The organism is Kitasatospora sp. NPDC059973, assembly GCF_042737525.1.
Taxonomy (GTDB): Bacteria; Actinomycetota; Actinomycetes; order Streptomycetales; family Streptomycetaceae; genus Kitasatospora.
This window is the reverse complement of sequence record NZ_JBHWUI010000213.1, coordinates 1-12,045: the sequence shown is the minus strand read 5'-3', so window position 1 is coordinate 12,045 and position 12,045 is coordinate 1. Positions and strand designations below refer to the sequence as shown.

The 12,045-nt window shown below is 75.5% G+C and carries 10 protein-coding genes; 6 read left to right on the top strand and 4 right to left on the bottom strand.

Features of this window, described 5'->3' with window-relative positions; all coding sequences use genetic code 11:
• Both ACFWA9_RS35045 and ACFWA9_RS35040 read right to left on the bottom strand, forming a co-directional pair.
• Positions 1–1,686, bottom strand: coding sequence for a tyrosine-protein kinase family protein (locus ACFWA9_RS35045; protein ID WP_380392869.1), 1,686 nt, complete (start codon positions 1,684–1,686; stop codon positions 1–3).
• 406 nt (positions 1,687–2,092) lie between these two features.
• Positions 2,093–3,232, bottom strand: a complete 1,140-nt coding sequence (locus ACFWA9_RS35040) for a glycosyltransferase family 4 protein (RefSeq protein ID WP_352294343.1) — start codon at positions 3,230–3,232, stop codon at positions 2,093–2,095.
• A 301-nt stretch (positions 3,233–3,533) separates the two neighbouring features.
• Here ACFWA9_RS35040 and ACFWA9_RS35035 point away from each other — a divergent pair, with 301 nt between their 5' ends.
• From ACFWA9_RS35035 to ACFWA9_RS35015, 5 genes are all read left to right on the top strand, one after another.
• A complete protein-coding gene (locus ACFWA9_RS35035) occupies positions 3,534–4,646 on the top strand; it encodes a glycosyltransferase family 4 protein (RefSeq protein WP_380392866.1) in 1,113 nt (370 codons plus the stop codon).
• Between the two features lie 193 nt (positions 4,647–4,839).
• Positions 4,840–5,517 carry a thiol:disulfide interchange protein DsbA/DsbL gene (locus tag ACFWA9_RS35030; protein ID WP_359808404.1) on the top strand — a complete coding sequence of 226 codons (678 nt, stop codon included), beginning with the start codon at positions 4,840–4,842 and terminating at the stop codon, positions 5,515–5,517.
• A gap of 156 nt (positions 5,518–5,673) precedes the next feature.
• The gene (locus tag ACFWA9_RS35025) at positions 5,674–6,579 is read left to right on the top strand and encodes an ABC transporter permease (RefSeq protein WP_380392864.1); all 906 of its coding nucleotides are present in this window, start codon (positions 5,674–5,676) and stop codon (positions 6,577–6,579) included.
• Complete coding sequence (locus tag ACFWA9_RS35020; RefSeq protein WP_352294337.1) at positions 6,569–7,768, top strand: polysaccharide ABC transporter ATP-binding protein; 1,200 nt, start codon at positions 6,569–6,571, stop codon at positions 7,766–7,768. The genes ACFWA9_RS35025 and ACFWA9_RS35020 overlap by 11 nt, the downstream gene beginning before the upstream one ends.
• Before the next feature lie 3 nt (positions 7,769–7,771).
• Positions 7,772–8,971: a glycosyltransferase family 4 protein gene (locus ACFWA9_RS35015; RefSeq protein WP_380392861.1), complete on the top strand. Its 1,200-nt coding sequence runs from the start codon at positions 7,772–7,774 to the stop codon at positions 8,969–8,971.
• A gap of 103 nt (positions 8,972–9,074) precedes the next feature.
• Here the strand turns inward: ACFWA9_RS35015 and ACFWA9_RS35010 are convergent, their stop codons facing one another.
• Positions 9,075–9,818 (bottom strand): class I SAM-dependent methyltransferase, encoded by a 744-nt coding sequence (locus tag ACFWA9_RS35010; protein ID WP_329490821.1) that lies wholly within the window; start codon positions 9,816–9,818, stop codon positions 9,075–9,077.
• A gap of 4 nt (positions 9,819–9,822) precedes the next feature.
• The gene (locus tag ACFWA9_RS35005; RefSeq protein WP_380392858.1) at positions 9,823–10,983 is read right to left on the bottom strand and encodes a glycosyltransferase; all 1,161 of its coding nucleotides are present in this window, start codon (positions 10,981–10,983) and stop codon (positions 9,823–9,825) included.
• 57 nt (positions 10,984–11,040) lie between these two features.
• Between ACFWA9_RS35005 and ACFWA9_RS35000 the strand changes: the two genes are divergently transcribed.
• A complete protein-coding gene (locus ACFWA9_RS35000; RefSeq protein WP_329490823.1) occupies positions 11,041–11,811 on the top strand; it encodes an aspartate/glutamate racemase family protein in 771 nt (256 codons plus the stop codon).
• Positions 11,812–12,045 lie beyond the last annotated feature (234 nt).

Below are 12,045 nucleotides of genomic sequence, written 5' to 3'. Positions count from 1 at the left end.
TTACACCCCCACGACGCCACCCGCGAGGGGTGTTGGTCTGGGGGGCTGGTTTTTGTTTATATGCGCCTGGGGCTGGGGGGTGGGGGGGGCCCGGCCGCCCGGCGCCGCCGGTCCGCCGACCGGGCCGGTGCGCCGGCGCCGTCCGCCCGGGCCGAAGCTGGCGAGCAGCGCCACCCCGGCCACCGGCACCCCGGTCCGGGAGAGCAACTCGGCGACCCGGTCCGCCTGTTCGGGCGTCACATTGCCGCTGCGCACGGTGACCAGTACCGCGTCGGCGTGCTGGACCAGGTCGTACGCGTCGTTGGCGTGCAGCAGCGGCGAGGTGTCCACCAGGATCACGTCGGCGTGGCGGCGGGCCCGGCGCAGGACTTCGGCGGCGCGCAGCACCAGTGCGGCCGGGTAGGCGGTGGTGTTGCCGCCGGTGATCAGCGAGACGCCCGCCACGTTGGTCGGCCGGATCAGGTCGTCCAGCTCGCCGAGCCGCTCGCCGCTGAGCAGCTCGGCCATCCCCGGACCGCCGCCCACGCCGAGGTGGGCGTGCAGCTGCGGGTGGCGGAAGTCGCAGTCCAGGACGAGCACTTCGCGACCGGTCTCGGCGAGCGCGGCGGCCAGGTTGGCGACGGTGGTGGTCCGTCCGTCCCCGCTGCCGCCGGAGGCCACCAGCACCACGGGTGCCGGGTCGGCGTGCCGGCGCGGGGCGGGCTCGGCGCGCTCCCACTCGGCGGGCCCGGCGGCCGAACGGCCGAGCGCGTCCGGCCCGGTGAGCAGCAGGGTGGAGCGCAGCGAGCGGTACGCCTCGGCGGCCGGGTCCGAGGGGCGGGCCCGGACGAGCGGCTCGCGCAACCGCCGCAGCCGGCGGGAGAGTTGCGGCACCTCGCCGATCACCGGCAGGTTGAAGCCCTCCTCGACGGCATTGCGGGTGCGCAGCCGGGTGTCCATCCGGCTGAGCATCAGCGCGGCGACCACGCCGAGGCCGAGGCCGAGCGCGACCGCCAGGCCCAGCCGGACGTTCCGGCTGGGGGAGGAGAGCAGGTTGCCGGCGTTCTGCCGGGCGTCGATGCTGCCCCACTGCTGGATGGCGTCGGTCTGGGCGCCGTTCTGCAGCTTGCTGATGGCGGTCAGCGTGGCGGTCAGCGAGGTGGACGCGGCGGTCAGCTTGGGCTGGAGCTTCGGCTGGTCGCCGGCCGAGGAGCGGTTGAACTGCTGCTGGATGTCGTCGAGTTGCTTCTGCTGGGCGTCCGCCTGCGCCTGCAGCTTCCGGACCGTCTCGGCGGCGCTCTTGGCGGACTCGTCGCTGAAGCCCTTGATGATCGCGGCCGAGTAGGCGGCCGCGAGGTCGGAACAGGACTGCTGGGTCGGCCCGGTGGTGGCGATCGAGAGCATCTGGGCGCTGTCGGCCGTCACGGTCCGGCGGGCGATCACGGCGGCGGCGTCGCCGATGCCGAGCTGGTGGGCCGCCGCCGTCGCGACGTCCGAACCCTGCGCGTACGAGAGCACCTGGTCGGCCCGCACGGTGTCGCCGGCCCCCGCGACCGGCGTGATGGCGACCTTGCACTTCCATTTGGCGTTGTCCACCGTGTCACCGGCGGGGGTCAGCAGCCAGCCGACGACGAGTGCGGCGAGCGTGCAGCCGACGAGCAGCCGCCAGTACCGCCGCAGGACGGTGAAGTGGTTTGCCGGTTCCACCGGTGGGATCCCCTCGCGTTCGTGGTGCGGTGGTGCTGGTGAGCTCCCCTCGGGAGCGCGGCGGTCCGGGTGCCGCTGCCTCTGTCTGTCCTGCGCCACGCTCTCGGCCCGGTGGAATCCCTCGCCCGATGTCGCAACTCGCCCCCTGACGAACCGCTGCCCGACCCGCCCCCCTGACGGCTCGCTCCCCGCCGACCCGCGCCCGGCGGCGCAGCGGTGCCGGGCCCCGGCCGGCCCGGTCGGTGCCGCGCCCACGCCGGGCCTCGCCCACGCCGGTCACGCACGCCGCGCACCGGCCGCCGGTCCTCCTGCGATGCTTGCCGAGCCCCGACGTGCGGCGCAACCGCTTTGGCGATACTGGGACCGCCCGATGACCGGCACGGCGCCCGGGACCGACGGGATCCCGTCAGATCGTGCGCAGGCGCAGTGAGCGCTCGTAGAACCCGACCATCTGCGCCGACACTTGGTGCAGGGTGAACGAGGTGAGGAACCGCGCCCGCGCCGACTTCGCCCGCACCCGGGCCGAGGCCCGGTCCTGCACCGTGTCGACCAGCGCCGCCGCCAGCGCGGCCGGCTGCTCCGCCGGCACCAGCCGGGCGTAGTCCTCCGAGCCCACCGTCTCGCGCAGCGCCGGCACGTCCGCGCAGACCAGCGGCACGCCGACGCCCATCGCCTCCATCGCCGCGCTGCCCAGCCCCTCCCAGCGGGACGGCACGGCGAACGCGTCGGACGCGGCCATCAGGTCGAAGACGTCGTCGCGCGGCCCGAGGAAGCGCACACCGCCCGCCGCCTCGGCGAGGGCCGTGAGCCGGGCCGTCTCGGTGCCCTCGCTGCCGGCCAGCAGCAGCACCGCGTCCGGCTCCGCCCGCAGGACCGCCGGCCAGGCCTCCAACAGCACGTCCAGGCCCTTCTGGTACTGCTGGCGGGCGGCCGCGAGCACCACCGGCGCGTCCTGCGGCAGGCCCAGCGCGGCCCGGACGGCGGCCCGCCGCTCCGGGGTGACGGTGCCCAGCAGCTCCGGGTCCCGCCCGCGCGGCACCACGTCGATCCGCTCCCGCGGCACCCGCAGCCGCTGCGCCATCGCGCCCGCGACGTGCTTGGTGAGGGCGTGGAACCGGCGGGTGCCCTGGGCGGTCACGGCGTCCACCGTCTGGGCGGCCCGCACCTTCCAGGGGCTGAGGCCGCGCGCGTTGAGGTGCTCCGGCCCGTACGCCGAGTTCACCAGGCTGGAGACCACCGGCGTACGCGCCGACAGCGCGGCGGCCCGGCCGAGGACGTCCGACTCGTACAGCGTGGTGTGGACGAGGTCCGGGCGGCGTTCGCGGACCAGCCCGCGCAGCGCGGCGAGCGTCCGCCCCCGGGTGGCCCGGCCGACGCCGAACACATCGGCCCCCGCTCCGGTCAGCTCCGGCTGGAAGCCCCCGGGCGAGTCCTTGAGGTACGCGACGTCCAGCTTCACCCCGGACCGCACCAGTTGGGGGGCCATCGCCACCAGGCCCTGCTCGGCCCCGCCGACCCGGCTCACGCTGTCGATCACATAGAGCACATGCACAGGCCAACCCCCGCCCTCCGGGGCGCGGCCGGTCTCCCGTGCCGGTCGGCACCCTGACTGCCGATCAGCATCGCAGGTGGCGCCGCCCGCCCGCCAGGTATTCGGCCAGGAGCCTCCCGCCGCCCCGGGCGGTCGGGGGCGGCCAGGGGCGCGCACCGGGGCGCGCACCCGACGCCGGCGGCGTACGACGGCACCCGACCGGCGCCCGACAGGGGTAACCGCGCTGGCGCACGGGCCACCGCCGGGTTGTGCGAAGGGGCTGCCCCGGACGCCCCCCTGTGCCAAGGTCGTTCCCATGCCCGACGCGACACCGGCGAAGACGGCCGGAACCCGCCCCCGCATCCTGCACGTGATCACCGACCCGCGCCGCCGCGGCGCCCAGAACCTCGCCCGGGACCTGCACCGGGAACTGCGCCGCCGCGGCCAGGCCTCCGCCCTGCGGGCCCTCGCCCCGCACCCCGACGCGGCCCCCGACGCACCCGACACCCTCGCCACCACCGTGCTCGGCCGCGCCCGGCTGCACCCCGCCACCCTGCTCGCGCTCCGCGCCGCCGCGCGCACCGCCGACGTGGTCGTCGCGCACGGCTCCGCCACCCTCCCCGCCTGCGCCCTCGCCCTGGCCGGCACCCGCACGCCGTTCGTCTACGTCTCCATCGGCGACCCCCGGCACTGGACGGCGAGCCCGCTGCGCCGGCTGCGCACCGGCGCCCTGCTGCACCGCGCGGCCGCCGTCACCGCGCTCGCCGACGAGGCCCGCACCCTGCTGCAGGAGCGCTTCCGACTGCCCGCCGGCAAGGTCCGCACCATCCCCAACGCCCGCGCCGCCGACGGCTACCCGCCCGCCGGGAGCGAGTGCGAGCGGCGCGCGGCCCGGCAGGCGCTCGGCCTGCCCGCCGAGGGGCTGCTGGTCGCCTGGATCGGCGCGATCGCCCCGGAGAAGCGGCTCGACCTCGCCCTCGACGCGCTCGACCGGCTCCCCGACGTCCGCCTCGCGGTGGCCGGCGACGGCCCGCAGCGCGCCGCCCTGGAACGGCACCCGGCCGCCGCCCGGGCCCAGTTCCTCGGCACCCTCGCCGACCCGGCCCCGCTCTACCGGGCCGCCGACGCCCTGCTGCTCACCAGCGACAGCGAGGGCGTCCCCGGCGTCCTGATCGAGTCGGCGCTGGCCGGGCTGCCCGCCGTCGCCACCGACGTCGGCTGGGTCCGCTCGGTGGTCCGCGACGGCGCCACCGGGGCGCTGGTCGCCCCCGGGGACCCGGTCGCGCTCGCCGAGGCGCTGGCCAAGGTGCTGGCCGGCGACCGGACGGCGCTCGGCGCGGCCGCCCGGGAGCACGTGCTGGCGCACTGCGAACTCGGCGTGGTGGCCGACGCCTGGCAGCGGCTCTTCACCGACCTGTGCGGCCGCTGACCCGCGCGGACGGCAGGCGCCGGCCCCGGGCCGGTCCACCGGTGCGGACGCCGTCCGCACCGCCGTCCGCACTGCCGTCCGCACTGCCGTCCGCACCGGCCCCCGGGCCGGGCTGCGCCGATCGGGCGAATCGCGGCCCGGCCCCCTCGGGGCGAGTGGCCGTCGACGATCCGTCACCGCCACACTGCCCGGTGTGAAATCGCTGCTGAGGTCCACCGTCCTGCTCGCCGTCGCGACCGGGATCGCCGCGTCCCCCGTCCAGGCCGGCGCGGCCACCACCCACCAACCGTCCCGCGAGGGCTCCCAGTCCGTCCGCGTCGACCAGCTGAAGCCGGTGCGCGAGAGCGCCCGCACCGAGGCCGTCGAATTCTTCTGGTACGACTGCGGCCACTCCCAGCAGCTGGAGCAGCCGCTCCAGGCCTGGGCCGAGAAGCACCGCTCCGACGTCAACCTGCGCCGGGTGCCCGCGATCTGGCCGGGCAGCCCCGAGGAGCGCACGCAGCGCGGCCACGCGCGGCTCTACTACACCCTGGAGCGCCTCGGCCTGGTCGAGCGCCTCCAGACCAGTGCCTTCCGCGCCGTCCACACCGACGACAAGGACCTCACCACCGAGGACGCCACCACCGACTGGGCGGTGCGCCAGGGCGTCGACGAGCGGACCTTCCGGGACGCCTACCGCTCCGACGACGTGCGGCGGGCCGTCGACGACGCCGCCGCGATGTTCGTCCAGAACAAGATCAACGAGCTGCCCACGGTGATCGTCCAGGGCGAGGAGCGCACCACGCCGACCCGGGCCGGCGGGGTCTCGGCGATGCCCGACGCCCTCGACCGGCTGGTCGAGCAGGACCAGCAGCGCCACCCCCGCGGCTGACCCCTCTCCCGACCGACCGATCACCTTCACCGAACCGACCCCCGGCGACCACACTCTGTGCCAGAGTGGACGCCGGGCCGCGCCGCCGGGATCGAGAACTGCCGTGGTGGCGGGCCCACTTCTCGATACCGGCGGTACCGGAGAGGGCAGGGGTCCGTGGGGGGACAACGCGCGCAGCTCGTCGACGAGCGCGACAGCCAGACATCGGCCGCGTCGTGGCGGCCCGCGGTCGCCGCCGGGCCGCCACCCGACCTGGTCTTCAAACGCCGGCTGCGCCCCGCACAGGTGGCCCGGGAGCTGTGGGGCGCGCGGGAGCTGGTGCGGGCCCTGGCCGAGCGCGACCTGCGCGCCCGCTACAAGCAGGCGGTGCTCGGCTTCGCCTGGGCGGTGCTGACCCCGCTGGCGCTCTGCGCCATCTTCACCCTGGTGTTCCACCGCGCCGTGAAGATCGACACCGGCGCGGTGTCCTACCCGCTCTTCGCCTACGTCGGCCTGATCGTCTGGCAGTTCTTCAGCAACACGATGAACCAGGGGGCGCTGAGCCTGGCCAACAACCTCAGCCTGCTGAACAAGGTCTACTGCCCGCGCGAGGTCTTCCCGCTGGCCACCATGCTGGTCGCCAGCGTGGACATGGTGATCGGCGTCGGTGTGCTCGGCCTGCTCTTCCTGATCTTCTGGACCGCCCCGGCCGTCACCTTCCTCTGGGTGCTGCCGCTGCTGCTCATCCAGTTCGCCTTCACCTACGGCGTCGCGCTGATCCTCTCGGTCGCCGTGGTCTACCTGCGCGACGTCCGCCACCTGCTGCCGATCATCACGCAGATGGGCGTCTTCGCCACCCCCGTCGCGTACCCGCTGGCGCAGATCCCGCAGCGCCTCCAGGAGATCTACGTCGGCTTCAACCCGCTGGGCGCCGTCATCGAGGGCTACCGCGGCGCCCTGCTGTACGGCGACGCGCCGGACGTCACGCTCACCTCGATCGCCGCGGTCTCCTCGCTGGTGTTCCTGGTCGGCGGCTACCTGCTGTTCAAGAAGCTGGAGACGGGGATCGCCGATGTCGCCTAGCCCGACGCACCCCCTGGGGACCATCCGCACCGACCGGGTGTGGAAGCGCTTCAAGGCCGACCAGCAGCGGATGCTGCTGCGCGACAAGGTCGACTCGATGGCCCGTCGGCTCCGCGGTGAGAAGGGCGAGGAGTGGCGCTGGGCGCTGCGCGACATCAGCCTGCACATCGAGCCGGGCGAGTCAGTCGGTCTGATCGGCTCCAACGGCTCCGGCAAGTCCACGCTGCTGAAGATGCTGACCCGGGTGATGTACCCGTACGGCGGCGTGATCGACGTGCGCGGCCGGATCGGCGCCCTGATCGAGATCAGGGCCGGCATCCACCCCGACCTGACGGGCCGGGAGAACATCTACCTGTTCGGCGCGTTGCTCGGCCTGCGCCGCCGGGAGGTGGCCGGCCGCTTCGACGACATCGTGGAGTTCGCCCGGCTCGGCGGTGCGATCGACCGGCAGGTGAAGTTCTACTCCTCCGGCATGCAGATGCGCCTCGGCTTCGCCGTCGCCGCCTACCTGGAGCCCCATGTGCTGCTGGTGGACGAGGTGTTGGCGGTCGGCGACGCCGTGTTCCAGCAGCGCTGCCTGGACCGGATGCGCGAGGTGGCCGAGCAGGGCACCACCATCGTCTTCGTCTCCCACGACCTGCCCGCCGTCGAGTCCATCTGCCGGCGCGGGATCTGGCTGGAGCAGGGTTCGGTGCGGGTGGACGCGGGCATCAAGGACGCCATGGCGGGCTACCGGGACTCCATCGAGGCGCAGTCGGAGTCCGGCGGCCGCACCGGCGAACCGCTGCGACTGCTCAAGCACGCCGTCCGGGGCGAGGACCGCGACAGCCTGACCACCGACGAGCCGATGACGGTCGAACTGACCCTCGGCGGCGACTACCGGGGGGACGCCACCCTGCACCTGGGCGTCAGCGAGGGCACCTCCAGTCCGATCTTCCAGATCAGCCACGAAGTCCGGCTCACCGGGGAGGACCACCAGGTCGCCTGCGTGATCCCCCGGCTGCCGCTGCCGCGCGGCCGCTACACGCTCTGGGCCGGCGTCTACAGCATCGGCCGGACCGACGGCGGTACCCTGATGAGCTGGCACTCGGCCGGCCAGTTCGACGTGTTCGGACCGATGCTGGACTCGCCGCCGCGCGCGGTGGTGCTGGCCGCGCCGGTGTTCGTCCCGCACCACTGGGAGGAGTGACCCGTGAGCCCGGTCCGGGTGCTGGTCCACCTCAACAACCTCGCCCTGGGCGGCGCCCAGCTCAACGCGGTCGACATCGCCCGCACCCTGCGCGACCGCGGCCACGATCCGGTGCTGTTCGCCCAGGGGGTCGCGGGCCCGGCCCCGCTGCTCGACGTCGCGGCCGGCCACGGCCTGGACGTGGTGGTCGCGGGCGGCCCCGACACCCCGCGCGCGGACGTCCGCCGCCGGCTCGGCCGGCTGGCCGCCGAGCACGGCAGCCAGCTGCTGCACGCCTGGGAGGTCCGGGCGGCGCGCAACTCCTACTTCGGGCCCGGGCGTTACGGCCGTCTGCCGCTGGTCACCACGTTCTACGGGATCCGGATGCTGCGCGGCCTGCCCCGGCACCAGCCGCTGGTGCTCGGCCTCGGCGCCCTGCTGGGGGACGGCCGGGCCTTCGGGCACCAGGACGTCAGCCTGATCGAGCCGCCGGTCAACACCGCCACCGACGCGCCGGGCCGGGGGGACGGCGCCGCGTTCCGTCGTGAACACGGCATCCGGGACGACGAGTTGCTGCTCACGATCGTCACCCGGCTGGTCCCCGCGCTGGAGAAGGACGCCGGCGCCGAGCTCACCGTCGAAGCCGTCCGGCAGCTCGACGACCCGCGGGTGCGGCTGGTCGTCGTCGGCGCCGGCCCCAGCCTGGAGCGGCTGCGCACCCGCGCCGCCTCGGCCAATGCCGCACTCGGCCGCCAAGCCGTGCTGGTGACGGGGCAGTTGGCCGACCCGCGGCCGGCCTACGACGCCGCCGACATCGTGCTCGGCATGGGCGGATCGGCGCTGCGCGGCCTGGCCTTCGCCAAACCGGTCGTCGTCCACGGCGCGGCCGGCTACACCGCCGTCCACGAGCCGGGCCCGCTGGTCGAACCGCACGCCTCGCGCTGCATGTACGGCTTCGGCGACGGCTCGCGCGTGCCCGATCCGCTGGTGGATCAGCTCCGCGGGCTGCTCGACGACCCGGACCGCCGGGCGCGGCTGGGCGCCTGGGGCCGGGAGTGGGTGGACGGGCGGTTCTCGCTGGACGGCGTCACCACCGCCTTCGAGGACCTGTACGCCCGGGTGCTGGCCCGCCCGGCGCGGGTGACCGGCTGGCTGAAGGACCTGGAGCAGATGACCAGGTACGAGTTCACCAAGCCGGCCGCCCTGCGGTTGCTGGGGCGGTGACCCAGGCGGGCCCGCCGCCCGCCGCTCCGTCCGGCGCCGCGTGGTCCGGCTCGAGTTCCGCCCGCCGCTCCGTCCGGCGCCGGGCGGACCGCCGGCCGGACGGCTAGCGACGCAGCAGCAGGGTGACGAAGCCCAGCGTGCCCCGGTAGCCGTGCAGCCACTCGGCGCGGTGCCGGTCGACGGCTTCGCGGGCGGCCGCCGCGTCCTGGTGGTCCGGGTTGTCCAGCGCCCACTGGGCGAGCGAGCCCGTCCAGGAGAACTCGTAGTCGTCCCACTCCTGGAGGCTGCTGACGTAGCCGTACACCGGGGTCCAGCCCTCCGCGATCACCCGGTCCGTGGTGGTCGCCAGGTCCGCGAACTCGTCCCGGGTCGCGCCCAGGCCGTCCAGCGCGGCCTGGGTGGGCTCGCGCTCCCAGAAGCCGTCGCCGACCATGACCAGGCCGCCCGGCGCCAGGTGCTCGCGGGCTGCCGCGAGCGTCGGCAGCAGTCCGCCGAAGGCGTGCGTCGCCCCGATGTTCAGCACCAGGTCGAACGGCTCCCGCGAGCTGAACTCCTCCGCGCTCTGGTGGTGCAGGCCGAGCCGGCGCTCCACGCCGAGCGCCTCCGCGGTCTGCCGGGCCCGGGTGAGGGCCGCGGCGTCGAGGTCCACCCCGACCGCCTGCCAGTGCGGGCGCGCGGTCAACGCCCGGACCAGCCAGCCGCCTTCCCCGCAGCCGAGGTCCAGGGCCCGTCCGGCGTCGGTGTGTTCGGTGGCCCGGGCCAGCAGCCGGGCCACCGACTCGTCGGTGATCGGCGCGGCGATGGGGTGGTGGACATGGGCGAGGCGGGAGATTGTCTGACGATCCATTTGATCATTGTGGACCACGTCGCGCTCCGTACGTGCGGCCTTTCCAGGCCGCCCCGCGGCCGCGCCAGTGCTGCACCGCCGAGTCGACCGTCATCAGCAGGTACAGCGACGCCGTGAACGGCAGCAGCAACGCGGCCGGCGCCGGCTGCCGGTAGTAGCGCAGCATCGGGAGGAAGGTCCCCGTCATCAGGGCCCAGGCCGCGCCGCCCGCCGCGGCCACCGCGCCGTGCCCGGTGGCCAGCCCGGCGACGGTGGCCACCGGCGGCACCAGGTAGACCAGCGTCAGCCCCAGCACCGTCCCGGCCAGCAGGAGGGGGGAGTGCCGCAGCTGGGCGTAGGCGCTGCGCGAGACCATCCGCCACAGCTGGGCGAGCCGGGGATAGGGGCGGACGCTGTCCACCCGCTCGGCCAGTCCGAGCCAGATCCGGCCGCCGGCCGCCTTCACCGCACGGGCCAGCGACACGTCGTCGATCACCGCGCCCCGGATCGCCGCCACCCCGCCCGCGCGCTCCAGCGCCTCCCGCCGCACCAGCGAGCAGCCGCCCGCCGCGGCGGCCGTCCGGGCCCCGGGCCGGTTGCTGCGGCGGAACGGGTACAGCTGGGCGAAGAAGTAGACGAAGGCCGGCACGATCAGGCGCTCCCAGCCGGTCTCCACCCGCAGCCGGGCCATCTGGGAGACGAGGTCCCGCCGGTCGCTCTCGGCGGCGGCCACCAACTCGGCGAGCGAGTCCGGGCCGTGCGCGATGTCCGCGTCGGTGAGCAGCAGGTACTCGACGTCCGGGCCGGCCAGCTCCACCCCGTGCCGCAGCGCCCACAGCTTGCCGGTCCAGCCGGGCGGCAGCGGGGGAGGGGTGGTGACGGTCAGTTCCAGGCCCCCCGGCCCGGCGAGCGCGGCCGCCAGCGCTCCGGTGCCGTCCGAGCTGTGGTCGTCCACCAGGATCACCCGGGCCCGCCCCGGGTACTTCTGCGCGAGCAGGCCCGGCAGGCTGAGCGGCAGCACCTCCGCCTCGTCCCGGGCCGGTACCACCACCGCGACCTGCGGCCAGCGGACCGGTGGCCGGCGCGGCGGCAGCCGCACGTCGGTGCGCCAGAACAGCCCGTGGCAGCAGGCCAGCCAGAGCCAGACCAGCAGGGAGAGGACGGCGATCCACAGCAGGACGGTCACCCGGGCAGTCTGCCGCACCCGGGGCCCGCCACGGGGTATCGACTAGAGTCTTGCCCTGTGAAGATCGCACTGATGGACTCGGGAATCGGCCTGCTGGCCGCCGCCGCCGTGCTTCGGAACCTGCGCCCGGACGTCGATCTGGTGCTCTCCTCCGACCCGGCCTCCATGCCCTGGGGCCCGCGGACACCCGAGCAGATCACGGCCCTCGCGCTGGGCTGCGCGCGGGCGGCGGCGGCCCTCGAACCGGACGCGCTGGTGATCGCCTGCAACACCGCCTCCGTCCACGCGCTCGCCGCGCTCCGCGCCGAGCTGGAGCCCGCGCTGCCGGTCATCGCCACCGTCCCGGCCATCAAGCCGGCCGCGGCGCTCGGCGGACCGGTCGCGATCTGGGCCACCCCGGCCACCACCGGCAGCGCCTACCAGCGCGCTCTGATCCGGGACTTCGCCGGACCGGCGGCCGTCACCGAGGTCGCCTGTCCGGGCCTGGCGGACGCCATCGAGCACGGTGACGACGCCGCGATCGACGCGGCCGTCGCCGACGCGGCGGCCCGCACGCCGGCCGGCACAGCGGCCCTCGTCCTCGGCTGCACCCACTACGAGCTGGTCGCCGACCGCATCCGCGCGGCCGTCGCGCCCACCGCCGCCGCCCACCTCACCCTGCACGGCTCCGCCGACGCCGTGGTGGCCCAGGCCCTGCGCCGCGTCGCCGACCCCACCCGCCGGGGCACCGGCACCCTCACCGTCCTCCACGCGGGCCGCAGCGCCGCCCTCCCGCCCGCCGTGCTCCTCTACCCGCAGGGCCTCGACCTCACCGCCCCGGCCGCCTGACCCGAACGGCCGCCGCGGCGGCCCGGCCGTCGACCCCTCCCGCGCGGACCGCGCGGGGAGCCGCTGCGTGATGGCTCCGCCGCCCGGCCGTCGACCCTTGGCCCGGTACTGCGTACACAGAAGGTCGGCACGGGAGAAGGCCTGCCGACCGGTCCACCGGCGGCGCTCGGCTCGCCCCCTCGCCCCCTGGCTGCGGAGCCGGCGGGGCGCGGGACGTCGGACCGGCCGACGCAC